Here is a 24,659-nt window from a genome sequence, read left to right on the forward strand (position 1 = left end):
GCGCCGGGCTCAGCGCGTCGGCAATGCAGTCACACATGTTCATTGCACAAGTGTGAACCCGCATGGCCTGCGGCACTCCCTTAACGGAGTTCCTTCATGAACTCCTTCGCCAGAGGCCCAGCGGAGGCGGGGTTCTGGCCCGTGAAGAGGTTGCGGTCTCTCATCGTGTAGGGCTTCCAGAGTTCGCCGCGCGAGAAGTCGACGCCCATCTTCACCAGCTCGTCCTCGGCGGTCCATCGCGCCCTTTCCCGCAGCCCGACGGCGTCCTCCTCGTCGTTGGTGAAGGCCGTGACCTTGTAGCCGGCGAACGGTGAAACCCCGTTTCGCCGAGTAGCCATCATGGCGACCGGTGCGTGGCAGACAATGGCCAGCGGCTTGCCGGAAGTGAGCGCCGCGATCAGGAGCCGACCCGAGTCCGCGTCCTGCCACAGGTCCTCCATCGGGCCGTGCCCGCCCGGGTAGTAGACGGCGTCGTAGTCCTCGAGTTGGGCATTGGCCAACTCGATTGGGCGGCGCAATTCCTCAGCGGAGCGCAGGATCTCCTCCAGCTCTTGGGCGATCTCTTCGCTACCGGCCATCGACGGACGCAGGCTCATCACATCCACATGCGGCACAACGCCTTTGGGGGCGGCCACCACGACCTGGTGACCGGCGTTGGTGAGCTCGCGGTACGGGGCGGCGAACTCCTCCGCCCAATAGCCTGTCGGATGCCTCGTGCCGTCGGCGAGCGTCCAGTAACTTGCTCCGGTCACGACGAACAAAACCTTCGCCATCGCGCTTCCCCTCGTTAGCGTGTACCGGATCGACCCGCCCAAGCGTCGCCCATCCCGTGCCCCGCGTGCAACCGCGAACCGCCACTACGATGCCGGTGCGACCTGCCAGACGAGGTCACGCGCACTTGCGGTCGTCCGGTCGCACGAAACCGTGTGGCCGGTCGCGTCCTTCGTGGTCACATTCCGCATGGAACAAGGGTGACCCGCGGCGGGCCTGTTCGCGGAGATCAGACACAGACCGAGCACGATCAGACCGGCGATTACGGCAGTGACTATCGCCAGGCGAACGTAACCGACTTTCTTGTCTGCTGTCTTCTGCTCCGCCACGATTCGCATTGAGTGCTCCTGCCGTCGGCGCCTTGCGTGGGCGCTCTCTGCGGCCCGGTACCAGCATCAGCGGTAGGCCTTGGCGGATTCTCAAAGGCTCCTTGGTGCCCTCGCGCACCGTCGCTGCGCCGCAGGACACAACGGTGTTAAAGCCTCTCAACAAGTGCTGCGTTGCCGCCGGTCGCCAAACGTTTGCCAAATAGACCGTTAGGGAACGACAATTAGCGTGTCGTGCGAGCAGATGACGCTGGTCGGGGGATTATGACTTAGGGCGTCTCTATTCGAGGGGTGGTCGATGTGACGTCGGACGACTGGCAACCGGTGGTGCGAGTTGGAGAACCCAAGTTCGTAGCCGGGCTGGGGAACAGGATCAAAGTTGAGGTCAAGACACGGGGGTGGCTAAGCCGAGACTGGCGCGGCTACTTCGGCGCCCAGGTTTCGCAGCAACGGCTCGATGCCCGGTACTCCTCCTATCCCTGTTGGGATGAGGTCCAGCGCATCGAGGGCACGTGCGCCGTGGACGAAGCGGAGCGTTACATCGAAATGATCGATGCGGCAATCCACTATGCGAATACGAGGCTGCGCTACGACGCGTTGCCAAGCACGGTGATCCAAGGAACGCAGCGGGATCAACGAGCGGGTGCCGTCAGACGGCGCCAAGCGGCGCTCGATCAGCTGGCGAAGAGGTTGGCTAGACCCGATGCGGGTGAGCAAACGAGTCAAGGCTCCAGGCTCAATGCGTGATGCTCCTTGGGCGTCGGGTCAAGCGCGGTCGCGCATTTTCGGTCCTGAATCACATCCCCGTCATTAAACGACGTGCCGTGTCTCGGCACCTTTTCGAGCGTCGCTCGAGCGCCCAGTGGCAAACGTATTCGCCTTTTCACAACCATTCTTTGGAAATGCCCGTAGCCGACCTCCAATAGCGTTCGCGTCCTGAGGGGAAGCGAATCCCCTGCCGGTCAAGACCGAATGCGAAGGCATTAAAGGGTTCCCGCTGGTGCCTATCGGGCGAAACTCGCGGCGACCGCGCTCACACCGGTTGCCATCCGCAAGCAGGTCGCGCAGTACCCTTACCCTGCCCCGGAGTCGCAGCCGACGGCACAGCATCGTGCGTCGCCCGGACCCGACAAACCCAAGCCGCGGAGGTGCCCGATGGCCCAATCCGACCTCGTCTTGTTCACCGTCGACAAACGCGTCGCACTCATCACCGTCAACGACCCCGACCGGCGCAACGCGGTGACCGCCGACATGTCGGGGCGCCTGCGCGCCGCCGTGGAGCGGGCCGAGGCCGATCCCGACGTACACGCCCTGGTGGTCACCGGCGCCGGCAAAGCGTTCTGCGCCGGCGCGGACCTCAGCGCGCTCGGCGCCGCGGGCGGCGACAAGGCCGAGACGGGTCTGCAGCAGCTCTACGACGGCTTCATGGCCGTCGGCAGTTGCCGGCTGCCCACCATCGCCGCGGTCAACGGCGCGGCCGTCGGCGCGGGTCTGAATCTCGCACTGGCGGCCGACGTGCGCATCGCCGGTCCGGCGGCGCTGTTCGACGCCCGGTTCCAGAAGCTCGGGCTGCATCCCGGCGGTGGTGCGACCTGGATGCTGCAGCGGTCGGTGGGCCCGCAGGTGGCCCGCGCGGCCCTGCTCTTCGGCATGCGTTTCGACGCTGAGGCCGCCGTGCGCCACGGCTTGGCGCTCTCCGTCGCCGACGATCCGGTCGCCGCAGCGCTGGAGCTCGCCGCGGGGCCCGCGGCCGCCCCGCGCGAGGTCGTGCTGGCGACGAAGGCCACCATGCGCGCCACCGTCAGCCCGGGATCGCTGGACCACGAGCAACACGTCTTCGCCATGCGCACCGAGCTCGGCCCGCAGGCCTACTCCATCCAGTCGCCGGAATTTGCCCAGCGACTGGCTGCGGCGCAGCGACGGTAGTGCAATCATGGGCTAGCAGGTTGGGATCGGTAGCAGAGCAAACGTTGTGTGCTTGCTGCGACGACGCCAACCGACCTCGCGCATGGACAAAGGACACGTTGCGTGAACATCACCCTCACCCGCATCGCCGCCGGGGCTGTGCTTTCCAGCGGACTCGCCACGGCCGGATTCGCACTGGCTGCCGGCACCGCCCACGCCCAGCCAAGCCCTGCGCCGCAGGCCTACTGGTGCCCCAATCAACCGTGGAACCCGGCATGGGGCGAGAACAAGTACTGGAATCAGTGCTGGGACACCGATAACCCGCCGAACTACCCACCCCCGCCTCCTTCGCGCGAGCCCAATTTCAACTGCGGCCTGTTCTGGTGCCCCGTACCGCCGCACCCCTGAGCTTTTACAGGTCGAGCAACGCGGTCGCGGGCGACTCGACCAAGTCCCTCAGCTCGGTGACGAACCGGGCGGCCTGGGCGCCGTCGGCGACGCGGTGGTCGAACACGCAGGTCAGGGTCATCGTCGGGCGCACCAAGACCTGATCACCGACGGCCAGCGGGCGCGGCTTGATCGACCCCATCCCCAGGATGGCCGCTTCGGGATGGTTGATCACCGGCACGCCGTCGTCGGCACCCAGTGCCCCGAAGTTCGACACGGTGAAGGTGGAGCCACGCAACTCCCCCGGCGTGAGCGTGCCTTCGCGCGCGCCGGTGATCAATTCGGCTGCCCGAGCGGCCAGTTGGCGGGTGGTCATGGTGTGCGCGTCGGTGATCACGGGAACCAGGAGCCCGCGTGGGGTGGCCACTCCGAATCCCAGGTGCACTTGATGATTGATGCGAATCTGCGGGCCCTCGGGCGAGTCGACCCACGCTGAGTTGAGAATCTCGTTGTGGCGCAGCGCAATTACCAGCATTCGCATTGTCAGGACGAACGGCGTGATCCTCTGCTCTGCCGACGCCAGGTCGGACAGCCTCAACAACTCGGTACAGTCAACTGCGACGCTGACCTTGGCCGCGGGGATCTCCCGGTGCGACGCCGTCATTTTGTCGGCCATCCGGGCGTGCACGCCTCGGACCGGTCGAACGTCGGCCCCGTTTTGGTCAGCCGCCGCCAGCACGTCCGCGCGGGTGATGATGTCGGCGGGATCGCGCTGCAGCGAGCGCAGGTCGACCATCAGCTCCTTGGCCAATTTGCGGGTTGGCGGGGCCGCGCGTGGGCGGCTGCTCCGCCGGCTGACATCGATGTCGGCGTCCGCGCCGTAACCGACCAACGTGGGCAGCTGCCCGGAGGGCGCGGGGATGTCGCCGTTCAGCGGTGCGGTGTCGATGCGGACCAGCACCGCGCCCACCGGGAGCACATCGCCTTCGCCGCCGTGGGTTTCGACGATGCGGCCCCCATACGGGCTGGGCAGTTCCACCTCCGCCTTGGCGGTCTCGACGGAGCAAAGCACCTGGTTGAGCTCGACATCGTCGCCCGCGGCGACATTCCAGTGCGTCACCGTCACTTCCTGTAATCCCTCACCGAGGTCGGGAACCCGGAACGACTTGACCCGCCCGTCGGCGCTCACGGCTGCCCCAACGCACGCTCGACGCAGTCCAGCAGCCGGTCGGGCCCCGGTAGCCACAATCGCTCCAGTCGCGCGGGCGGGTACGGAGTGTCAAACCCGCAGGCGCGCAACACCGGCGCTTCCAGTTCGTAGAACAATTCCTCTTGGATCCGGGCGGCCAACCCGGCGCCGTATCCCAGGCTGCGCGGCCCCTCGTGCATCACCACACAACGTCCCGTCCGATGAATTGACGCCGCCACCGTATCGAAGTCCAACGGGACCAGTGACCGCAGGTCAATTACCTCCAGGCTCCAACCACGTTGCCGCTGCGCCTCTTCCGCGGCGCCGACCGCGGTGCTGACCAAGCTGCCGTAGGTCACCACAGTGACGTCGGAGCCGGGCCGGCGCACCGCCGCCCGGCCGATCGGCGGTTCGGGCCGCTCGGTGTCGACGGTGCCGCGGACCTGATAGCGGCGCTTCGGCTCGAGATACATCACCGGGTCCGGGCAAGAGATGGCATGGCGAAGCAGCCAATACGCGTCGGCCGGGTTTGACGGAACCACCACCTTCAGGCCCGCGGTATGCGCCCAATACGATTCGGTGGAATCCGAATGATGTTCGGCGGCACCGATTCCGCCGAAGGACGGGATCCGCACAGTCACCGGCATGTTGATCTCGCCGCGGGTGCGGGTGCGGTATTTCGCCAGATGGCTGACCACCTGATCGAAGGCCGGGTAGGAAAAGCCGTCGAACTGAATTTCCGGCACCGGCACGAAGCCGCGTAGTGCCAGTCCCACCGCGATCCCGATGATGGCGGACTCTGCCAGCGGCGTGTCGAAACATCGCTGCTCGCCGAACGTTTGGGCCAGCCCTTCGGTTACCCGGAACACCCCACCCGCGACCGAGACGTCTTCGCCGAATACCAGCACCCGGTCGTCGGCGGCCATCGCGTCATGCAGGGCACGGTTGAGCGCCTGCACCATGGTCAGCGACTGCGCTCCGGCGTTCTCCCTTGTGGCGGTGAGGGTGTCGTCGGGACTCGCCGGGCGATCAGCAAGCTGAGTCATTCAGGCCTCCCCATCGCTTCGGTCGAGTTCGGCCCGGAGCGCTTGGCGTTGGGCGTGCAGCCCGGGCGTGATCTCGGCGTATACCGTCGTGAACACCTCGTCGATGTCGAAATCGTCTGCGCCGAACACCGCGTCGCGCAGTTCGGCGCGCATCCGCTTGGAGCGGGCAGCGACGCGGTCCTCCAGGCGGTTCGACCACAATCCCTGGTCCTGCAGGTAGGTGCGGTAGCGCGGGATGGGGTCGAGCGCCGACCAGCGGTCCACCTCCTCCTGGGTCCGGTAGCGGCTGGGATCATCCGAGGTGGTGTGCGGGCCGAGCCGGTAGGTGACCGCCTCGATCAGGGTCGGGCCACCGCCGGCCCGGGCGCGGGCCGCGGCCTCGGCCATCACCGCGTAGCAGGCCAACACGTCGTTGCCGTCCACCCGGATCCCGGGCATGCCGTAGCCGATTGCCTTGTGCGCGATGGATGGTGCCGCGGTCTGTTTGTGAATCGGCACCGAGATCGCCCATTGGTTGTTCTGCACGAAGAACACGCACGGCGTGGCGAACACGGCCGCGAAGTTCAGCGCCTCATGCACGTCGCCCACGCTGGTCGCGCCGTCGCCGAGGAAGGCCACCGTCACCGAATCCTCGCCGAGGCGTTGCGCGGCCATCGCCGCCCCGACGGCGTGCAGGGTCTGGGTGCCGATAGGGATCGCGGTCGGGGCGCAGCACTTCTTAGTGAATTCCAGTCCGCCATGCCAGGTTCCACGCCACACCGCGCCGACGTGCCCGGGCGGGATACCGCGCACCAGATAGACGCCAAGCTCACGGTATTGCGGAAACAACCAGTCCGTCTTGCGCAGACAGGCCGCCGCGCCCACCTGGGCGGCTTCCTGACCGCGGCACGACGCGAACAACGCCAACTCTCCCTGGCGCTTAAGGTTGATGAACTCGGTGTCCAGCTCGCGGGTGACCACCATCATCTCGTAGAGCCAGCACAGTGTCTCCGCGGGAAGGTCACGGCCATAGCGGGGTTCGGGCGTCGGTGTCCCATCCGCGGCGACGAGTTGCACCGGCTCAAGGTCGACGCTCATCGGCAGTTGGGGCACCGTCGCCATACCGTCTCCCTACCTCGGTGCCGCAGGGGTCACAGTCTCAGCCGGGACCAACCGCGAAGCCGAAGCCGATCGCCAGCTACACGAAAGGCTCCGCTCGCCGCGACACTGGCGTACTCACCATTATGCGCTCAAATGAGAAGAGACCGCGGTGATCGCGCACGTGTCGCGCCCCCGGCGGCGACGCGGGCCGGGCGGCTTTCGACGGTCACCCCGCGGCGGACTGCTCCGCCCGGCGCACCAGCATTTCCGCATGCTTGAGCACAGGCGAGTCCACCATCTGTCCCTCGAACGCGAAGACGCCGCGCTCGGTCCGCGCCGCCTCCAATACCCTTCGGGCCCAGTCGACTTTCTCCTCGCTGGGGCGGTAGGCATCGCGCACCACCGGAATCTGGGTTGGGTGGATGCAGACTGTCCCGTGGAACCCCACCGCGACGGCGTCGTTGGCTTCCGCGCGTAAACCGTCGATGTCGCGGATGTCCAGATGCACCGCGTCGAGCGCGACCCGGCCGAAGGTGGACGCCGCCAGCAGGACCGTGGATCGGACGTGGCGGGCGAAGTCCCGGTAGGTGCCGTCGGCCAGGCGGCTGGAGCTGCCCCCGAGGGCCGCGACGAGATCCTCGGCGCCCCACATCATTGCGACGGTCCCCTCGGCGGCGGCGATCTCGGTGCTGAAGACCGCACCGCGGGGCGTCTCGATCAGCGCGATGACATCACGCGGCGCCAGCGCCGACACCTGCGCGGCCGATTCGGTCTTGGAGAGCATCACCGTCGTGTAGGGGGTCTCGGCCAGGGCGTCCAGGTCGCGGCCGTGCTCCTCGGTGCCGGCCGCGTTGATGCGCACCACAGTGCGCTCGGGATCCAGCAGGGTCTCCCGCAGCGCCTTGCGCGCGGCGGGCTTGTCCGCTTCGGCCACGCCGTCCTCGAGGTCGAGGATCACCACGTCGGCCGCGGCGGCGGCCTTCGCGAACCGCTCGGGCCGGTCCGCAGGGCAGAACAGCCAACCCGGGCCGGCGGCTTGCAGGTTCACTCGGCCTCCTCGCCGCTCGGGCGTTTCTGGACCAGAGTTGTGCGCGCGGCTCGTGCGACTATGTCGCCGTGCTGGTTGCGCCCGGTGTGCTCGAGGGTGACGATCCCTTCGCCGGGCCGGCTCTTCGACTCCCGCTTAGCGGTGCACACGGTCTCTGCGTACAGGGTGTCACCGTGGAAGACCGGCTTGGGGAACAAGACCTCGGAGAATCCGAGGTTCGCGACGATGGTGCCCAGCGTCAGCTGCGAGACCGACAGTCCGACCAGCGTGGACAGGGTGAACATCGAGTTCACCAGCCGCTCGCCGCGAAAGCCGGGCTGCTCGGCGGCCCACGCCGCGTCGAGGTGCAGCGACTGGGTGTTCATGGTCAGCGTGGTGAACAAGACGTTGTCGGCCTCGGTGATGGTACGGCCGGGCCGGTGCAGATACGTCGTGCCGATCTCGAATTCCTCGAACCACAAGCCCCGCTGGATGATTGACCTAGCTTCGGTCATGACAGCCCCAGCGATCGAGCGATGAGCATCAGCTGGACCTCGGTGGTCCCCTCACCGATTTCGAGGATCTTGCTGTCGCGGTAGTGACGCGCCACCGGATACTCGTTCATGAAGCCGTACCCGCCGTGGATTTGCGTGGCGTCGCGCGCGTTGTCCATTGCCGCTTCCGACGCGATCATCTTCGCGATGGCCGCCTCCTTCTTGAACGGCTTGCCGGCCAACATCTTTGCGGCCGCATCGTAGTAGGCCGTCCGCGCGACATGAGCCCGTGCTTCCATCCGCGCGATCTTGAAGCTGATCGCCTGATACGAGCCTATCGGCTGCCCGAAGGACTGGCGTTCCTTGGCGTACTTGACGCTCTCGTCGACGCAGCCCTGCGCGGCTCCGGTCGACAGCGCGGCGATCGCGATGCGGCCCTCGTCCAGAATGGACAGGAAGTTCGCGTAGCCGGTGCCGCGGGGGCCCAGCAGGTTCTCCTCCGGGACGCGCGCGTCGGCGAAGCTCAGCGGGTGGGTGTCCGAGGCGTTCCAGCCGACCTTGCTGTAGACCGGCTCGACGGTGAATCCCGGGGTGCCGTTAGGCACGATGATCGTCGAGATCTCCTTTTTGCCATCGGCAACAGTGCCGGTGACCGCGGTGACGGTGACCAGCTTCGTGATGTCGGTACCGGAATTGGTGATGAATTGCTTGCTGCCGTTGATCACCCACTCGCCGCCGTCGAGCCGGGCCGTGGTCCGGGTGGCGCCCGCGTCGGAACCGGCGCCCGGCTCGGTGAGCCCGAAGGCGGCCAGGGCCCGGCCGGCCGTCAGGTCCGGCAGCCAGCTAGCCTTCTGTTCCTCGGAGCCGAAGCGGTAGATCGGCATTGCACCGAGGCTGACGCCGGCCTCCAGCGTGATCGCCACCGACTGGTCGACCTTGCCGAGTTCCTCGAGCGCCAGCGATAGCGCGAAGTAGTCACCGCCCATGCCGCCGTATTCCTCTGGGAACGGCAGGCCGAACAACCCCATCTCGCCCATCTTGGCGACGACCTCGTACGGAAAGCTGTGCTCTTCATCGTGTTTGGCCGATACGGGGGCGACGACGGTGCGCGCGAACTCGGCCACCGTGTCGCGAAGATCCTGGTATTCCTTGGGTAGCGTTCCCGCGGTAATCGATGTCGTCATGTTTCGTCCTTACTCGAATCGGCTGCTGCTTCAGGCTCTTCGGGAACCAGTCGGGCCAGCACCTGGTCAACGGTGACCTGATCGCCGACAGACACCAAGAGCTCCACCCGTCCCGAAACCGGCGCGGAGAGCGAGTGTTCCATCTTCATCGCCTCCACGACCACCACCACGTCGCCCTCGGCTACCTCGGCGCCGGAGGCGGCCTGGACCGCGATCACACTGCCGGGCATGGGGCTGACGATCTCGGCCTGCTGCGCACCGGCGGCGCGGTGGATCTTGTGTTCCTCGGCCTCGCGCAGGTGCCACGCTCCCCGCTCGTCGCCAATCCACAGGTGACGGTCAGCCTCCGCCCATCGGTATTCGCGGCGCACCCCGTCCAGCGTGACGTCCATCCGCGCGCCCTCGACTTGCGCGCTCGCGGAATGGATCTCACCCACACCGACCTGTACCCGGGCGTCGTTCGGCGGTCCCCATACCGACACGGTCTCGCTGCGCAGCGGGGTCTGCATTTCGGTGCGTACGGGTGCCGGCGCGCCCCCGACCCGCCATCCGGTCGGCGCCGCCCACGGGTTGCCCGCGGCACGACGGTCCAGTGCCCACTGGCGGTAGAGGCCTCCGGCGGCGAGTACGTCGTCGGGCGCCGGCAGCGGCGCGAAGTCGGCCACGCGCTCGTCCAGCAGCGCCGTGTCCAGGTCACCGGCCTGCACTCGCTCGTCGGCGAGCAGGAACCGGAGGAATTCGATGTTGGTCTGCACACCCAGGATCGCGGTCCGCGCCAGCGCCCCGTCGAGTTTCGCGAGCGCTTCGTCGCGGTCCTCCCCGTGGGCGATCACCTTGCTCAGCATCGGGTCGTAGTCGCTGCCGACCTGCGTGCCCGCCAGCAGTGAGGAGTCGACCCGCACGCCGGCGCCGGAGGGTTCGGCGACGTGCAGGACCCGGCCGCCGGTGGGGAGGAATCCCCGCGCGGGATCCTCGGCGTACACCCGGGCCTCGATCGCGTGGCCCCGCAATTCGATGTCGTCCTGCGCGAACCCCAGCTTCTCGCCCGCGGCCACCCGGAGCTGCCACTCCACCAGGTCCAGGCCGGTAATCGCTTCGGTGACCGGATGTTCCACCTGAAGCCGGGTGTTCATCTCCATGAAGAAGAATTCGTCGGGCCGGTCGGCGGACACAATGAACTCCACCGTGCCCGCGCCGACGTAATCGACACTGCGGGCGGTGTTGCAGGCAGCCGCCCCGATGCGGGCGCGTGTCTGCGGATCGAGCAACGGCGAGGGCGCCTCTTCGATCACCTTCTGGTGGCGGCGTTGCAGGCTGCACTCACGCTCGCCGAGGTGCACCACGTTACCGTGGGTATCGGCGAGAACCTGCACTTCGATATGCCTGGGGCGCAATACGAATCGCTCGAGAAACAGGGTGTCGTCGCCGAACGACGAGGCGGCCTCCCGCCGGGCGCCCAGCAGGGCATCGCGCAGCCGGTTCGGGTCGTCCACCAGGCGCATGCCCTTGCCGCCGCCGCCCGCCGAGGGCTTGATCAACACCGGATATCCGACTTCTTCGGCGGCCGCGACCAACTCGTCGTCGCTCAGTCCGGGCTTGGCCACACCGGGCACCACCGGCACGTCGAAGGCGGCGACCGCGTTCTTAGCGGTGATCTTGTCGCCCATCACCTGGATTGCCCGTGCCGGCGGACCCAGGAACACCACGCCGGCACGCTCGCAGGATGCGGCGAATTCGGCGTTCTCGGAGAGAAATCCGTAGCCGGGATGGATAGCCTGAGCTCCGGTGCGTGCCGCCGCATCGAGCACCTTGCCGATGTCGAGGTAGCTCTCGCGGGCCGCGGCGGGACCCAGGCGCACGGCCGTGTCGGCCTCCAGGACATGACGGGCGGTGGCGTCGGGGTCGCTGTACACCGCCACCGACCGGATGCCCAGCCGGCGCAGGGTCCGCATTACCCGGACGGCGATCTCGCCGCGGTTGGCTACCAATACGGTTTCAAACATGGTCATCACATCCGGAAGACGCCGTAGGAGACCGGCTCCAACGGGGCGTGGGCACATACCGAAAGCGCCAGCCCGACAACCGTTCGGGTGTCGGCCGGGTCGATGATGCCGTCGTCCCACAGGCGCGCGGTCGAGTAGTACGGGTTGCCCTGGTCCTCGTATTGCGCGCGGATCGGCGCCTTGAACGCCTCTTCCTCGTCGGGCGGCCACGGTTTGCCGGCCGCGGCGAGTTGCTCACCGCGCACCGTGGCCAACACCGAGGCGGCCTGCTCGCCGCCCATGACCGAGATGCGCGCATTGGGCCACATCCACAGGAAGCGCGGGGAGTACGCCCGTCCACACATCGAATAGTTGCCCGCCCCATACGATCCGCCGATCACGACGGTCAGCTTGGGCACCCGGGCACAGGCCACGGCGGTGACCATCTTGGCGCCGTGCTTGGCGATGCCGCCGGCCTCGTAGTCGCGGCCCACCATGAACCCGGCGATGTTCTGCAGAAACAGCAGCGGAATCTTGCGCTTGTCGCACAGCTCGATGAAATGGGCGCCCTTCAAAGCGGATTCGCTGAACAGCACGCCGTTGTTGGCGATGATGCCGACGGGATGGCCGTGGATGCGCGCGAAGGCGGTCACCAGCGTCTTGCCGTAGTTGGCCTTGAATTCGCTGAATTCGCTGCCGTCGACCAGGCGCACGATGACCTCGTGCACGTCGTAGGGCACGCGCGGATCCGGCGGCACCACCTCGTAGAGCTCGCTCTGCGCGTGCTTGGGGTCGACCACGGGCTGGACGTCCCATTGGCTGGGTACGCGCGGACCGAAAGTGGCCGCGATGGCGCGGACGATCCGCAACGCGTGCTCGTCGTCGTCGGCAAGGTGGTCGGTGACCCCGGAGACGCGCGAGTGCAGGTCGCCGCCGCCGAGGTCCTCGGCCGAGACGATCTCACCCGTCGCAGCCTTCACCAACGGCGGACCGCCGAGAAAGATGGTGCCCTGTTCGCGGACGATGACGGCCTCGTCGCTCATGGCCGGCACATAAGCGCCGCCCGCCGTGCACGATCCGAGGACGGCGGCCACCTGCGGGATTTCCTCGGCGCTCATGGTCGCCTGGTTGTAAAAGATTCGGCCGAAGTGCTCGCGGTCGGGAAACACCTCGTCCTGGCGCGGCAGGAAGGCGCCGCCGGAGTCCACCAGGTAGATGCAGGGCAAGCGATTCTGCAGCGCGACTTCCTGTGCGCGCAGGTGCTTTTTGACCGTCATCGGGTAGTAGGTGCCGCCCTTGACCGTGGCGTCGTTGGCGACGATCACACACTCGCGCCCCGACACCCGGCCGATCCCGATGATGATGCCAGCCCCCGGGGACTCGTCGTCGTACATGCCGTTGGCGGCCAGTGGGGCGAGCTCCAAGAACGGGCTGCCCGGGTCGAGCAGTCGATCCACCCGTTCGCGCGGCAGCAGCTTGCCGCGGCTGACGTGGCGCTCCCGCGCGCGCTCGTTGCCGCCCAGTGCCGCGGCCGCCAGCCTGGCGTTCAACTCGCCGACCAACCGGCGGTGCTCATCGGCGAACGATGGAGCGGTCATCACGGATGAACTCACGAATGCCTCCCGGTTGTCGCCAGCACAAGCGGCGGTTCGGTCTTGTCGATCACCTCGTCGGTCGAGACGCCCGGCGCCGTCTCGACCAAGTGCAAACCGTCGTCACGGACATCAATGACGGCCAGGTCGGTGATGATACGGTCGACACAGCCCGCGCCCGTCAGCGGAAGCGCGCACCGCTCAACGATTTTCGGGCTGCCGTCGCGCGCGGTGTGCTCCATCATCGCGATCACCTTGCGGGCGCCGTGGACCAGGTCCATCGCACCGCCCATGCCCTTTACCATCTTCCCGGGAATCATCCAGTTGGCGAGGTCGCCGGTGGCCGAGACCTGCATCGCTCCAAGCACGGCGACGTCTAGGTGTGCACCGCGAATGATCCCGAACGAGGTCGAGGAACCGAAGAAGGACGCGCCGGACAACGTGGTGACCGTCTCCTTCCCCGCGTTGATCAGGTCCGCGTCGACGTCCTCGGGCCGGGGATAAGGTCCCACGCCCAGGATGCCGTTCTCCGAATGCACGACCACGGTGACGCCGGCTGGGATGTGGTTGGGGACCAGGGTGGGCATCCCGATGCCGAGGTTGACGTATTGACCGTCCTCCAGTTCGGCGGCCACCCGCGCGGCCAAACCCTCTCTGCTCCATGGCATCAGCGCACCGTCAGCTTCTCGATCGGCTTGACGGGGTCGGGCGCATGCACGACTCGTTGCACGAAGACGCCGGGGGTGTGCACCGTAGCGGGGTCGATCTCTCCCGGCTCGACGAGGTGTTCCACCTCGGCGATGGTGATCCTGCCGGCCTGCGCGCAGTCGGGGTTGAAGTTGGCGGCGGCGCGGTGGTAGACGAGGTTGCCGTGCCGGTCGCCCTTCCAGGCGTGCACCAGCGCGAAGTCCGTGCGGATCGCCCGCTCCAGAACGTAGGTGACACCGTCGAAATCGCGGGTTTCCTTGGGCGGCGACATGACGGCCACCGCGCCCGAGGCGTCGTAGCGCCACGGGAGCCCACCGTCGGCGACGGGAGTACCCACCCCCGCCGGGGTATAGAAGGCCGGAATCCCCATGCCACCGGCACGCAGTCGCTCCGCCAGCGTGCCCTGTGGGGTGAGTTCCACCTCGAGCTCACCGGCGAGGAACTGGCGGGCGAACTCCTTATTGTCACCGACGTAGGAGGCGACAGCACGGCGAATCCGCTTGTGCACCAACAGGTGCACCAGCCCGACACCGTTTCCGCCGCAGTTGTTGGACACCGTCTCCAAGTCACGCACCCCGGTGGCCACCAGCGCGGCGATCAATGCCTCGGGGATGCCACAGAACCCGAAGCCTCCGACCGCCAGGGACGACCCGTCGGTTATGTCGGCAACCGCCTCAGCGGCCGTCGCCACCACCTTGTCCATCGCCGCAGCAGCCTCCTTGCCGTCGGGCGGGGCGTTTTGAGTTAATCCTCATTAACTCAGGGCGACAATACCATCGTCGATCCCGCTGGTCCAGGGACTACTGCACCGAAAGGTCGCCGCACGTTACCGCAGGTTAATCGTGAATAACTCGTGCTAAGTTAGTGGCGATTAACCAACTGGACGGGGGTTCGTCATGACAACGTCCACCTCCGACGGCCAGGCCGGCCCCGCCGATGCCCCAAATCGACGCAGCCAGTTGAAATCCGACCGTCGCCTGCAGCTGCTATCGGCCGCCGAGCGACTGTTCGCCGAGCGCGGCTTTCTCGCCGTGCGGCTGGAAGACATCGGCGCCGCCGCCGGCGTCAGCGGCCCGGCGATCTACCGGCACTTTCCCAACAAGGAGTCGCTGCTGGTCGAGTTGCTGGTGGGCATCAGCGCCCGGCTGCTCGCCGGCGCCCGCGACGTGCGGGCCCGCAACTCCGACGACCCGGCCGCAACGCTCGACGGTCTGATCGACTTTCACCTGGACTTCGCGCTGGGCGAACCGGACCTGATCCGCATCCAGGACCGCGACCTCGCGCACCTGCCCGAGGCCGCTGAGAAGCAGGTACGCAAGGCTCAACGCCAATACGTTGAGGTCTGGGTCGGCGTGCTTCGCGAGCTCAATCCCGACCTCGCCGAGGCCGATGTGCGGCTGACCGCCCACGCGGTTTTCGGTTTGCTCAATTCGACGCCCCACAGCATGAAATCCCCCGACGCCTCGCGCGGCAAGCCCGCCCGCGCCGCACGGTCCCGCGCGGTGATGCGCGCGATGACGGTCGCGGCTCTCGCCGCGGGGAACGAGTGCCCCTAAGCCGCCCATGAGGTGATTCGCCGTCCGAGCGCCCGGCGCAGGTACTCTTGCAAGCTATGAGGTGGACATGAACGATTCACGTCCCACCGAACGGTTCAGTGACTCTTTGCCGGGATCGGGCCAGCAGCGCGCCTGGTACCCGCCGCCCGTCGACCCGGCTTACGCCGATCAGGCGCCCTATGCACCGGCCTATGGCGCGCAAGCTCCGCCGTGGGCGGCCGGGCTGAACGACACCAACACGACCAGGCAGCTGCCCGCGTACTGGCAGCAGGAGCTTCCTCCGTCGGGTCAGCTGCAGCAGCAGGGCTCGGCTCCCCCGCCGCCCGAAGGACCGAAGCCTCCACCGCGATGGCTGTGGATCGTCGCCGGCGCGGCCGTGCTGCTGGTGGTCGCCTTGGTCATCGCTCTGGTGCTGGTGAACAACGCGATCAAGACCCAGACCACCGTCCCGCCGCTGCCCGCCATGCCGGAGACGACTCCCCCGATGCCGAGCCCGTCGACACGCACGTCAGCGCCGCGCATCCCCGCCCCGGTGCCCCCCACCGGCGGATTGCCGACGCCCACCGAGTCGACCGGCCCGGCCGGCCTGCAGGACATCGTCTACAGCGTGGCCGGCGATGGCCGCGCCATCAGCATCATGTACATCGACACCGGGGATCTGATCCAAACCGAATTCAACGTCGAGCTGCCCTGGACCAAAGAGGTCAGCCTCGCCAAGTCGGCGGCGCACCCGGCCAACGTCACGATCGTCAACATCGGTCACAACGTCACCTGCTCGGTCACCGTCAACGGCGTTCAGATGAGCAAGCGCACCGGCGTGGGCTTGACCATCTGCGACACCCGGGGCTAAGCGCTTTACGACGGTTCGCCGGCGAGGGCACCGCGTGCCGGGACCCGGACCGCCAGCATGGCCAGCAGACCGGCGATCAACACCAGCGAGATGCCGCCCAGACCGGCGCGCACGGCGCCGAATACATCCACGAACACGGAGAACAGCCACGGCGCGACGAACGCCACCGCCCGCCCGGTCATCGTGTACAGGCCGAACGCGACGCCCTCCCGGCCGTGCTTCGCCATCTGCAGCAGCAGGGCACGCGAGGACGACTGCGACGGCCCGATGAACATGCACAGCAGTAGCCCGCAAATCCAGAAGGCCACCGAACCGGACAGCAGCATCAGGGTGAGCCCCAGGACGACGATCGCGGCCAGCGACGCCACGATGACGGGTTTCGACCCGATGCGGTGGTCGACGAAGCCACCCAGCACCGCGCCCACCGCCGCCACCACGCTGGCCACCACACCGAAGATGAGCACGTCGCCCTGCGAGATGCCGTACACGTTGACGCCGAGGACGGCGCCGAAGGCGAAGATCGCCGCCAACCCATCCCGGAAAAGCGCGCTGGCGAACAAGAAGTAGACCAGGTTGCGGTCGCGCCGCCATTCGGCGGCGACCTCCGCAAACAGCTTGCGATAGCCGCCCAGCATGCTCGTCGGCTCGTGCACCTCGGTCGAGTCGGGGAGCCGGTGCGCGACCAGCAGCAGGGGCAAAGCCAAAATCGCCAGCCATGCCGCCGCGACCAGCATCGCCTCGCGAACGTAGAGGCCGTCGTGCAGAGGCGTCCGGAACAGCCCGCGCGTGGCATCCGGCCCGGAGCCATTTCCGGAAATGAATCCGGTGTAGACCACGAGCAGTAGCAGGACGCTGCCGATGTAACCGGCCGCCCAACCCAATCCGGAAATCCGGCCGGCGGTCTGTGGCGTCGAAAGCTGGCGCAGCATCGCGTTATACGGGACGCTGGCCAGATCGCCGCAGGCCGCCGTCGCCCCCAGCAGTGCCAGCCCGGCCCATAGGTAGCCGGGGCGGTCATGGATGAAGAACATCCCGCATGTCAGCGCGACGGCCAGAGCGGTCAACACGCTCAGGGCCACCCGCCTGCGATGCGGGGACCCCACCCAGACGCCGACGGCCGGCGCCAGCAGCGCGACGGTCAACCCGGCAATGGCCGCGGCACGCCCCAACCAGCTCGCCGGTGTGGTGCCGCCGGATATACCCACCCCCACGCTGCTGGTCAGATACACGGAGAAGACGAAGGTCGCCACTATGGCGTTCAGGCCGGTGGAGCCGCAGTCCCAGAGCGCCCACGCCACTACCCGGGAGGGCGTGGGCGTGAGTGAATCCGGCGACGGCTGGCACATGCCCGGCACTCTATGTGTTTCGCACACCGCGTGCCGCATGCTTTCGGCAGCCGACCCGCCGCGCCCGGCTACGCCGCGCCGCCTGTCTACGATTGGCTCATGCCGATCCCCGCGCCCAGCCCAGACGCGCGTGCCGTGGTGACCGGAGCTTCGCAGAACATCGGCGAAGCGCTGGCTACCGAACTGGCCGCGCGCGGACACAGCCTGATCGTCACCGCGCGACGCGAAGACCTGCTCAACGAGCTCGCCGCCCGCCTGAGCGACAAGTACCGCGTCGCCGTCGAGGTGCGGCCCGCCGACCTGGCCGACCCGGGGGAACGGGCGAAGCTGTGCGACGAACTGGCCTCCCGACCCATCTCCATCCTGTGCGCCAACGCCGGCACCGCGACCTTCGGCCCGGTGGCGACGCTCGACCCGGCGACCGAAAAGGCGCAGCTGCAGCTGAATGTGCTGGGCGTGCACGACCTTACGTTGGCGGTGCTGCCGGGCATGGTGGAGCGCAAGGCCGGCGGCATCCTCATTTCCGGTTCGGCGGCGGGCAATTCGCCGATTCCCTACAACGCAACCTATGCGGCCACCAAGGCGTTCGCGAACACCTTCAGCGAATCGCTGCGCGGCGAACTGCGCCACTCGGGTGTGCACGTGACGCTGCTCGCACCGGGACCCGTGCGCACCGACCTGCCTGACGACGCCGAGCGGTCGCTGGTGGAGCGGCTGGTGCCGGACTTCCTGTGGATCTCCACCGAGCACACCGCCCAGGTGTCACTGGATGCGTTGGCGCGCAACAAGATGCGGATCGTCCCCGGCCTGACGTCCAAGGCGATGTCGGTGGCGAGCGGTTACGCGCCGCGCGCGATCGTGGCGCCGATCGTGGGCAGCTTCTACAAGAAGCTGGGCGGCAGCTAGCCTTACTTCCGCCGCCGACGGCCGTTGCCGAACTTGACTCGGATAAGTTCGCGGATCCCGGTGTTCACCGCGCTTTGCACTTCCCGATCGTGCCACAGCCGTTCTAACAAGCCGGACCCTTTGGGCTCCGCCGGCTCCGGCATCGGCGGCACCGGCTCGTTCGCCGGAACTGGCGGGTACTCGGACTGGACCTGCGGCGGCTGCGGCCCCGGTTGGGCTGGCGGGCCCGGCTGCGGCGGCACCGGTTGCTGAACCGTCCGGCCGTACTTCGCCTGCAACGAACTGTCTTTCGCCGCCTGCGCGATAGCGTCGGCGCCGATCGAGGCCATCAGCGACCGAGGCACCCGCATCCGGGTCCACGCAACGGGTGTCGGTGCGCCCTTCTCGGACAGCACCGTGACAACGGCCTCACCGATTCCCAGCGACGTCAACGCCGACTCCAGTTCGTACACATCGGTTTTCGGGTAGGTGCGGACGGTCTTGCTCAGCGCTTTCTGATCGTCCGGGGTGAATGCCCGCAGCGCGTGCTGGATGCGGGCGCCCAGTTGGGAGAGCACGTCGTTGGGGACGTCGGTGGGGAGCTGGGTGCAGAAGAACACCCCCACACCCTTGGAGCGGATCAGCTTGACCGTCTGTTCGACCTGTTCGAGGAAGGCCTTGGAGGCATCGGCGAACAACAGGTGGGCCTCGTCGAAGAAGAAGACCAGCTTGGGCTTGTCGACGTCACCGACCTCCGGCAGCACCGCGAACAGATCGGTCAGTAGCCACATCAGGAAGGTGGAGAAAATGACGGGGCGCAACGACTGACCACTGAACTCCAGCAATGAAATGATGCCGCGGCCCTGCCCGTCGACGCGCAGCAGATCGTTGGGGTCTAGCTTCGGCTCGCCGAAGAACGTGTCCCCGCCCTCGCCGCCCAGGTTCACCAGTGCCCGCAGGATGACGCCCGCCGTCGTCGGCGACACCCCGCCGAGATCTTTCAGGTCGGCCTTACCCTCCTCGCTGGTCAGGTGGCTGATGACGCCGCGCAGATCGTCCAGCGTCACCAGCGGACGATTGTTCTCCTTGGCCCAGTGAAAAATCAGTCCCAGCGTCGACTCTTGGGTAGCGTTGAGCCCCAACACTTTCGACAGCAGAACCGGACCGAAGCTGGCGACGGTCGCGCGTACCGGTACGCCCACTCCCCCGGTGCCCAGCGACAGGAACTCGACCGGGAATCCGGTCGCCGCCCAGTCGTCGCCGGTGTCTTTGGCCCGGGCGGCGGTCTTGTCGTTGCCCTCACCTGGCCGGGCCAGGCCCGAAAGATCGCCCTTCACGTCGGCCATCATCACCGCAACGCCCGCCGCGCTGAGTTGTTCGGCGATCAGCTGCAGCGTCTTGGTTTTGCCGGTTCCCGTCGCACCGGCCACCAGACCGTGCCGGTTGATCGTGGAGAGCGGGATGCGGATCTGTGCCGTCGGGTCGGCCGCGCCGTCGACGACGACCGTGCCCAATTCGAGTGCCTGTCCGTCGACGGCATAACCGTCGGCGATCCGGCGTGCGGGTGTCTCCGCTGATTCGGTGCTCATCGTGCTGCGCCCCCCTGTTCTCCAGTGGTTCGGCATGCGGTCCGGCAACGCTCACACTACTTCTCCGGCGGAGTCGGGGGTGACGGACAACGTGAGCGCCACTTGGGCCTAGTCTGAGCGCTGTGCGAGACGAGTTGGTGTGGATCGACTGCGAGATGACCGGGCTGAACCTCGGCTCGGACAAGTTGATCGAAATCGCGGCCCTGGTCACCGACGCCGATTTGAACATCCTGGGCGACGGCGTCGACGTGGTGATCCACGCCGACGATGCGGCGCTGTCGTCGATGATCGAGGTCGTCACCGAAATGCACTCGCGTTCCGGGTTGATCGACGAGGTGCGGGCGTCCACCGTCGACCTGGCGACCGCCGAGGCCATGGTGCTCGATTACGTCGGCAAGCACGTCAAGCAACCCAAGACGGCGCCACTGGCGGGCAATTCCATCGCCACCGACCGCGCGTTCATTGCCCGCGACATGCCCGCGCTGGACTCGTTCCTGCACTACCGGATGATCGACGTGAGCTCGATCAAGGAGCTCTGCCGACGTTGGTATCCGCGGATTTACTTCGGCCAGCCGGTCAAGGGACTCGCCCATCGGGCGCTGGCCGACATCCACGAATCGATCCGCGAGCTGAAGTTCTACCGCCGGACGGCGTTCGTCGCCCCGCCGGGGCCGTCTACCAGCGAAATCGAGGCCGTCGTGGCCGATCTGGACGGCACGCCGGGCCCGTCCGGAGCAATTGATTCGGCGACCGAGCCACCGAACCGCTAATATCGACAGTCGCTGCTCGTGGGCCCCGGCCCGGCGGCGGCCATGGTGGGTGTAGTTCAGTTGGTAGAGCGTCAGGTTGTGATCCTGAATGTCGCGGGTTCGAGTCCCGTCACTCACCCCAATCGGTTGGGAGGCGTTGTCGCTTCCCGACCGCCTGGGCGTAATCGACCCAGCGCAATGCGATCGCGCCCCTACGCAGGAGGGACAGCGGCCCGTGCCGCCGAATCATCGTCGGATACGCCGCCCCCTTGCCCGGCGAGCGGCCATCGCGGGCTGCGCTGTTCTTCTGGCCGGCTGTGGGGGATCGAGCCACACGGCGACCACCGTCACCTCGACGCTGCCCGCAGCGACCAAGACGGTGACCGTGACCGTCGCGCCGCCACCGCCGCCGGGGCCCAAAACGACCATCGCGGCGAATGGCACGTTCATCGTCGGCAGCGATATCGCACCGGGCACCTACCGCAGCGCCGGCAATTACGGATGCTATTGGGCGAGGCTGCGCAGCCTGGACACCGGCGACATCATCGACAACAACGTCAACGACGGTCCCCAGGCGGTGCAGATTCTGCCGACCGATCGCGCCTTCATGACCAGGAACTGCGCAGCCTGGCAGAAGGTCGGCTGATCGCGCGTCAGGTGTTGGCGTTGCCCGCTTTCCACTGCGGCCAGGGCACGTTCCAGTCACCTAGCCCCTCGGTGCCAGGCAGCGTCGGCCCCACGGTGTTGATGACCTCGACGATGTCGCCGCTCTTGCTGTGGTCGTAGAACCACTCCGCATTGCTGGGGCTCACGTTCAGGCACCCGTGGCTGGTGTTGGTATGTCCCTGTGCGCCGACCGACCACGGCGCGGAGTGCACGAACACGCCGCTGTAGGACATCTGGGTAGCCCAGTCGACTTCGGTGCGATATCCGTTGGGCGAGTTGACCGGAACGCCGTACGTCGACGAATCCATGATGATGTGCTTGAACCGGCCGCCAATGATGTAGAACCCGTTGGCAGTCGGCGTGCTGTCCTTACCCATCGACGTCGGCATCGTCTTGACCACTTCGCCGTTGACGCGCACGGTCACCGTCTTGGTGGTGTCATCGGCCGTCGAAATGACCTCGTCGCCAATGGTGAAGTGGGTCTTGACGCTGTCCTCGCCGAACATTCCGTCACCCAGGTCGACGCCGTAGGTGTTGACCGCCACATCGACGGTCGTTCCCGATTTCCAGAAATGCTCTGGGCGCCAACGTACTTCGCGATTGTTGAGCCAGTAGAACGCACCCTCTACGGGTGGGTTGGTGGTGATCGTGATGGCCTTCTGCGCCGCGGCGCGGTTGGCGATGTTCTCGTCGAAGCGGATCGCCACCGACTCGCCGACGCCGACGACATCGCCGTCGCCCGGGTTGACGTACGGCATGGTCAGATGGGCGGGTGAGCTGGTCTGGAAGGTCATCTGCCGATTTGCCGCGCCACCCATGCCCAGTGCTTTGGCGCTCAGCGTGTAGCGCCGGTTGTAGCCGAGCTGCTCGGTGGTCGACCAGCGCAGCCCGTCGGGGCTGAGTTGGCCGCTGATCGACCTGCCGTTCTCGTTGACCATGGTGACCGATGCAAGGACGCCGTCCGCGACGCTCACTGTCACCGGTGAATCGACGGTGACGCCGACGGCGCCGTCGGTCACCGAGGCGGTGAGCTTCGGGACGAGCAGATCGGCAAACGGAGTGCCCTTGTCGAAGATCACCTTCTGCGGCGCCGCGGTGTTGCCGCCGCCGCAGGCAACGCCGAAGACAGCAACCGAAGCGATCGCGGCAGCCAGCCACGATCGTCGTTTGCGCAAAGGCGTCATCGACCGACCTTCCATGAAATTTGATGAGTTGGTCACCGCTGACCAGAAACAGTGCATGAATTGTAATGGGTTTTTGGGCGCTCACGTGCCGTCCTCGGCAGGTCCACGATCCGGTGTCACGCGATCGTGACGAATTGCGCCGTCAGGCCATTTCAGCCGGGTCTTCAGGCCGGTTGATCGACCGTCTCGTGGAGTTCGGCGTCGCCGGACCACAGAACTGCGGCCGGGTGCGATACACGACTTGGATGCCGCCTTTCGCACCGACCGGGCACCGTACTGCGGGACGCTGTTCTGAGCACGCTGCGCTGCAGGCCATTTCGTCGATCGAGGTGACCGGAGCGTCCGGGCGGGGGCCTGCCATCTTCTCGGTGGCTACGCTGGAGAGGATTCCAAGGATTTCACTCCGCGGCAGGACGCCTGTTATTGTCGCGTACGCGGTCTCGACCGTCGAAAGCGCCGTTAGCTCAGTTGGTAGAGCAGCTGACTCTTAATCAGCGGGTCCGGGGTTCGAAACCCTGACGGCGCACAACCCATAACCCGAGGTCAGAAAAACTTTTTCTGGACTTTGGTGTTTGGCGACATGCCGGGCACCGGTTCGGTGAACATCCCCCACGCTGGGGCGGGCGGCCCCTGCAGCAATGGCACGCCGGTGCGTTGTCTTTAACTTGAACGACTATTCGACCCCATGCCGTCGTACCCGCCGCAGGCGATGATGGTGGGGATGAGGGCAGCGCCAATCGAATTCAGTCGGACGGCATTCCCATGCATCGTCTCCAATCGGGGTTTTGGGGGTCCCCGTTATATAGGGCGGCGCAGTTTCGTGGGGCGTTGCTTGTCGGGGTCGGGTCGGGGCTGGCTTTGGATTCGCTATGGCAGCCGCCGACTACCGTCGCCACCGCCGCTAGAGCGACCAGCGCGAACGCGGCGCGCTGGGTTGACCGCAGAACGGACATGCATACCTCCCGAGGGCGATGTCGACATCCGGTCGACGCGGTGACGGACTGACCTAGAGGGAACCCGACCAAACCGGGCGAGCTTGCTGCGCTACTTGCCGATGACGAGATTTGGGCGCGTGAAACTAATCAGAGCGCCAATAACTTGCAGCATGCCACAGCAAACCCCGTGGCGGTATCTGTATCACGCGCGCTGGTCCGGACGGCGTGCGACTTCAGCCCGTCCATGCATAGCGACTACGTCGGTGGGGCCGAGAGGGCCTGGATGACCGCATTCAGCGGCTCCGGCGAGGTCGCAGTGTCGCCGATATACGGATGGGCGAGTTCCAAGACGAGAAACAGGTCGGTGGCCAGCAGCACGGCCACAGTCGCGACCAACGAGTAGTGAATGACGGGGTTTTCGACGCTGTAGACGATGACGCAGCCAAGTACCAGCCCGCTGAGCAGGAAGAAGACTATCCACATCGACGAGGGCAGCCCGTTTGCAGTGCGAGCCCGGATCAGCCGATCCGTGCGTGCCTGACCGATCTTGTCAAGGGAGTCGGAAGACGCAGCGAGAGAAGCCTTTTGGATATCGGTGCGCGGCTGAACTACCTGATATGCGGCGCGAAGGCGCTGCAGCGCCTGGCCGGCCGCAGGGTAGGCGTGGCCGTTGGCGGCCATCGGCCACTCAGCTACGGCCGCGCGTTCATAGTCCAGCAGCGCTTGGCGGATTCGGTCGCTGTCAGCCTTGTCGAACACGGTGAGGCCGTTGGCCAGCTGTACCCCAGTCGTGCCCTCGGCCCGCATCGCGTCGTCCGCATTATTGTTCTGACCCCACATCGCGGTAACGATGAAACCTGTGAAAAACGCGTACACGAACCCGACCAACAAGAAGGCGAACTGCGTGACCTCGCTGCGCTCGTCCCCCCTCAGGCCGGGAAATCGATGCCGGACATACACCAGGGCGAGCACTGCTGCGCCCGCGATGAGGACGTTGAGCCCGACTAACAGCAACCACGACGGGACATTGCTCACGATCCAACCACTCACAAGCCACACTCCTCGAGACCACACCCCGAAAACCCGGGCGGAGATGGAAAATTGGGCCAGTCGTGGATACGCGGCCGGCCGTTCGACTCTAGGCGTGTGTCCACCGCGCGACGTCCACTTCGGCCACATTCTGCCCGGTTTCCGGAGTTTGCTGAAAA

Annotated in this window: 23 protein-coding genes and 2 tRNA genes; 10 read left to right on the forward strand and 15 right to left on the reverse strand. The window is 66.7% G+C overall.

Annotation, left to right across the window (positions count from 1 at the left end; translation table 11 throughout):
* Positions 1 to 80 precede the first annotated feature (80 nt).
* Entirely contained in the window at positions 81 to 773 is a 693-nt protein-coding gene (locus A5758_RS08015; protein WP_067738693.1) for a type 1 glutamine amidotransferase domain-containing protein, read from the reverse strand.
* Between the two features lie 624 nt (positions 774 to 1,397).
* Here A5758_RS08015 and A5758_RS08025 point away from each other — a divergent pair.
* From A5758_RS08025 to A5758_RS25665, 3 genes are all read left to right on the forward strand, one after another.
* Positions 1,398 to 1,844, forward strand: coding sequence for a hypothetical protein (locus tag A5758_RS08025; RefSeq protein ID WP_067211611.1), 447 nt, complete (start codon positions 1,398 to 1,400; stop codon positions 1,842 to 1,844).
* A gap of 408 nt (positions 1,845 to 2,252) precedes the next feature.
* Positions 2,253 to 3,023, forward strand: coding sequence for an enoyl-CoA hydratase (locus tag A5758_RS08030; RefSeq protein WP_067738697.1), 771 nt, complete (start codon positions 2,253 to 2,255; stop codon positions 3,021 to 3,023).
* Positions 3,024 to 3,125: 102 nt separating this feature from the next.
* The gene (locus tag A5758_RS25665; protein WP_156622545.1) at positions 3,126 to 3,410 is read left to right on the forward strand and encodes a hypothetical protein; all 285 of its coding nucleotides are present in this window, start codon (positions 3,126 to 3,128) and stop codon (positions 3,408 to 3,410) included.
* A 4-nt stretch (positions 3,411 to 3,414) separates the two neighbouring features.
* On the opposite strand, the gene A5758_RS08035 is transcribed toward A5758_RS25665, so the two are convergent.
* From A5758_RS08035 to A5758_RS08080, 10 genes are all read right to left on the reverse strand, one after another.
* Positions 3,415 to 4,578 carry a dihydrolipoamide acetyltransferase family protein gene (locus tag A5758_RS08035; protein WP_067738701.1) on the reverse strand — a complete coding sequence of 388 codons (1,164 nt, stop codon included), beginning with the start codon at positions 4,576 to 4,578 and terminating at the stop codon, positions 3,415 to 3,417.
* On the reverse strand, positions 4,575 to 5,624 hold the full coding sequence (bkdB, locus tag A5758_RS08040; RefSeq protein ID WP_067738704.1) for a 3-methyl-2-oxobutanoate dehydrogenase subunit beta: 1,050 nt from the start codon (positions 5,622 to 5,624) through the stop codon (positions 4,575 to 4,577). Before bkdB ends, A5758_RS08035 begins: the two co-directional genes overlap by 4 nt.
* A complete protein-coding gene (gene pdhA / locus A5758_RS08045; RefSeq protein ID WP_067738708.1) occupies positions 5,625 to 6,725 on the reverse strand; it encodes a pyruvate dehydrogenase (acetyl-transferring) E1 component subunit alpha in 1,101 nt (366 codons plus the stop codon). It abuts the gene before it with no gap.
* Between the two features lie 205 nt (positions 6,726 to 6,930).
* Entirely contained in the window at positions 6,931 to 7,752 is an 822-nt protein-coding gene (locus A5758_RS08050; protein WP_067211454.1) for a CoA ester lyase, read from the reverse strand.
* Positions 7,749 to 8,246 carry a MaoC family dehydratase gene (locus A5758_RS08055; protein WP_067738714.1) on the reverse strand — a complete coding sequence of 166 codons (498 nt, stop codon included), beginning with the start codon at positions 8,244 to 8,246 and terminating at the stop codon, positions 7,749 to 7,751. The genes A5758_RS08050 and A5758_RS08055 overlap by 4 nt, the downstream gene beginning before the upstream one ends.
* Positions 8,243 to 9,409 carry an acyl-CoA dehydrogenase family protein gene (locus A5758_RS08060; protein ID WP_067211447.1) on the reverse strand — a complete coding sequence of 389 codons (1,167 nt, stop codon included), beginning with the start codon at positions 9,407 to 9,409 and terminating at the stop codon, positions 8,243 to 8,245. Before A5758_RS08060 ends, A5758_RS08055 begins: the two co-directional genes overlap by 4 nt.
* Entirely contained in the window at positions 9,406 to 11,412 is a 2,007-nt protein-coding gene (locus A5758_RS08065; protein WP_067739398.1) for an acetyl/propionyl/methylcrotonyl-CoA carboxylase subunit alpha, read from the reverse strand. Before A5758_RS08065 ends, A5758_RS08060 begins: the two co-directional genes overlap by 4 nt.
* A 5-nt stretch (positions 11,413 to 11,417) precedes the next feature.
* The gene (locus A5758_RS08070) at positions 11,418 to 12,989 is read right to left on the reverse strand and encodes a carboxyl transferase domain-containing protein (protein WP_067738717.1); all 1,572 of its coding nucleotides are present in this window, start codon (positions 12,987 to 12,989) and stop codon (positions 11,418 to 11,420) included.
* Positions 12,990 to 13,000: 11 nt separating this feature from the next.
* Positions 13,001 to 13,651, reverse strand: coding sequence for a 3-oxoacid CoA-transferase subunit B (locus tag A5758_RS08075; RefSeq protein WP_067211604.1), 651 nt, complete (start codon positions 13,649 to 13,651; stop codon positions 13,001 to 13,003).
* Complete coding sequence (locus tag A5758_RS08080) at positions 13,651 to 14,394, reverse strand: CoA transferase subunit A (protein ID WP_067738720.1); 744 nt, start codon at positions 14,392 to 14,394, stop codon at positions 13,651 to 13,653. Before A5758_RS08080 ends, A5758_RS08075 begins: the two co-directional genes overlap by 1 nt.
* A 193-nt stretch (positions 14,395 to 14,587) precedes the next feature.
* Here A5758_RS08080 and A5758_RS08085 point away from each other — a divergent pair, with 193 nt between their 5' ends.
* Both A5758_RS08085 and A5758_RS08090 read left to right on the forward strand, forming a co-directional pair.
* The gene (locus A5758_RS08085) at positions 14,588 to 15,247 is read left to right on the forward strand and encodes a TetR/AcrR family transcriptional regulator (RefSeq protein WP_067211437.1); all 660 of its coding nucleotides are present in this window, start codon (positions 14,588 to 14,590) and stop codon (positions 15,245 to 15,247) included.
* A gap of 61 nt (positions 15,248 to 15,308) precedes the next feature.
* Positions 15,309 to 16,097, forward strand: coding sequence for an MmpS family transport accessory protein (locus tag A5758_RS08090; protein WP_231987251.1), 789 nt, complete (start codon positions 15,309 to 15,311; stop codon positions 16,095 to 16,097).
* Positions 16,098 to 16,102: 5 nt separating this feature from the next.
* On the opposite strand, the gene A5758_RS08095 is transcribed toward A5758_RS08090, so the two are convergent.
* Positions 16,103 to 17,443 (reverse strand): MFS transporter, encoded by a 1,341-nt coding sequence (locus A5758_RS08095; protein ID WP_067738723.1) that lies wholly within the window; start codon positions 17,441 to 17,443, stop codon positions 16,103 to 16,105.
* 99 nt (positions 17,444 to 17,542) lie between these two features.
* Here A5758_RS08095 and cmrA point away from each other — a divergent pair, with 99 nt between their 5' ends.
* Entirely contained in the window at positions 17,543 to 18,349 is an 807-nt protein-coding gene (gene cmrA, locus A5758_RS08100; protein ID WP_067739404.1) for a mycolate reductase, read from the forward strand.
* 2 nt (positions 18,350 to 18,351) lie between these two features.
* Here the strand turns inward: cmrA and A5758_RS08105 are convergent, their stop codons facing one another.
* Positions 18,352 to 19,917, reverse strand: coding sequence for a helicase HerA-like domain-containing protein (locus A5758_RS08105; RefSeq protein WP_067738726.1), 1,566 nt, complete (start codon positions 19,915 to 19,917; stop codon positions 18,352 to 18,354).
* A gap of 122 nt (positions 19,918 to 20,039) precedes the next feature.
* Between A5758_RS08105 and orn the strand changes: the two genes are divergently transcribed.
* The 3 genes from orn (at position 20,040) to A5758_RS08120 (ending at position 21,312) form a co-directional block, all read left to right on the forward strand.
* Complete coding sequence (gene orn / locus A5758_RS08110; protein ID WP_067738729.1) at positions 20,040 to 20,687, forward strand: oligoribonuclease; 648 nt, start codon at positions 20,040 to 20,042, stop codon at positions 20,685 to 20,687.
* A 45-nt stretch (positions 20,688 to 20,732) separates the two neighbouring features.
* Positions 20,733 to 20,808 (forward strand) — tRNA-His (locus A5758_RS08115).
* Positions 20,809 to 20,973: 165 nt separating this feature from the next.
* Positions 20,974 to 21,312 carry a hypothetical protein gene (locus A5758_RS08120; protein ID WP_231987263.1) on the forward strand — a complete coding sequence of 113 codons (339 nt, stop codon included), beginning with the start codon at positions 20,974 to 20,976 and terminating at the stop codon, positions 21,310 to 21,312.
* A 7-nt stretch (positions 21,313 to 21,319) separates the two neighbouring features.
* On the opposite strand, the gene A5758_RS08125 is transcribed toward A5758_RS08120, so the two are convergent.
* Entirely contained in the window at positions 21,320 to 22,531 is a 1,212-nt protein-coding gene (locus tag A5758_RS08125) for an Ig-like domain-containing protein (protein ID WP_067738732.1), read from the reverse strand.
* A gap of 438 nt (positions 22,532 to 22,969) precedes the next feature.
* Here A5758_RS08125 and A5758_RS08130 point away from each other — a divergent pair.
* Positions 22,970 to 23,042, forward strand: a tRNA-Lys gene (locus A5758_RS08130).
* Positions 23,043 to 23,706: 664 nt separating this feature from the next.
* Here A5758_RS08130 and A5758_RS08135 read toward each other — a convergent pair.
* Entirely contained in the window at positions 23,707 to 24,486 is a 780-nt protein-coding gene (locus A5758_RS08135) for a DUF4239 domain-containing protein (RefSeq protein WP_067739410.1), read from the reverse strand.
* Positions 24,487 to 24,659: the final 173 nt, after the last annotated feature.

Origin of the sequence: Mycobacterium sp. 852014-50255_SCH5639931, from assembly GCF_001665605.1 — a bacterium.
In the GTDB taxonomy this organism is placed as follows: Bacteria; Actinomycetota; Actinomycetes; order Mycobacteriales; family Mycobacteriaceae; genus Mycobacterium; species Mycobacterium paraffinicum.

Bases quoted from the DNA above. Each gene is read 5' to 3' on its own strand.
- A5758_RS08015 (WP_067738693.1), bottom strand. From the start codon at position 773: ATGGCGAAGGTTTTGTTCGTCGTGACCGGAGCAAGTTACTGGACGCTC.
- bkdB (WP_067738704.1), bottom strand. From the start codon at position 5,624: ATGACTCAGCTTGCTGATCGCCCGGCGAGTCCCGACGACACCCTCACC.
- A5758_RS08055 (WP_067738714.1), bottom strand. From the start codon at position 8,246: ATGACCGAAGCTAGGTCAATCATCCAGCGGGGCTTGTGGTTCGAGGAA.
- A5758_RS08105 (WP_067738726.1), bottom strand. From the start codon at position 19,917: ATGAGCACCGAATCAGCGGAGACACCCGCACGCCGGATCGCCGACGGT.
- A5758_RS08065 (WP_067739398.1), bottom strand. From the start codon at position 11,412: ATGTTTGAAACCGTATTGGTAGCCAACCGCGGCGAGATCGCCGTCCGG.
- A5758_RS08060 (WP_067211447.1), bottom strand. From the start codon at position 9,409: ATGACGACATCGATTACCGCGGGAACGCTACCCAAGGAATACCAGGAT.
- A5758_RS08070 (WP_067738717.1), bottom strand. From the start codon at position 12,989: ATGACCGCTCCATCGTTCGCCGATGAGCACCGCCGGTTGGTCGGCGAG.
- A5758_RS08095 (WP_067738723.1), bottom strand. From the start codon at position 17,443: ATGTGCCAGCCGTCGCCGGATTCACTCACGCCCACGCCCTCCCGGGTA.
- A5758_RS08075 (WP_067211604.1), bottom strand. From the start codon at position 13,651: ATGCCATGGAGCAGAGAGGGTTTGGCCGCGCGGGTGGCCGCCGAACTG.
- A5758_RS08030 (WP_067738697.1), top strand. From the start codon at position 2,253: ATGGCCCAATCCGACCTCGTCTTGTTCACCGTCGACAAACGCGTCGCA.
- A5758_RS08125 (WP_067738732.1), bottom strand. From the start codon at position 22,531: ATGGAAGGTCGGTCGATGACGCCTTTGCGCAAACGACGATCGTGGCTG.
- cmrA (WP_067739404.1), top strand. From the start codon at position 17,543: ATGCCGATCCCCGCGCCCAGCCCAGACGCGCGTGCCGTGGTGACCGGA.
- pdhA (WP_067738708.1), bottom strand. From the start codon at position 6,725: ATGGCGACGGTGCCCCAACTGCCGATGAGCGTCGACCTTGAGCCGGTG.
- A5758_RS08080 (WP_067738720.1), bottom strand. From the start codon at position 14,394: ATGGACAAGGTGGTGGCGACGGCCGCTGAGGCGGTTGCCGACATAACC.
- A5758_RS08085 (WP_067211437.1), top strand. From the start codon at position 14,588: ATGACAACGTCCACCTCCGACGGCCAGGCCGGCCCCGCCGATGCCCCA.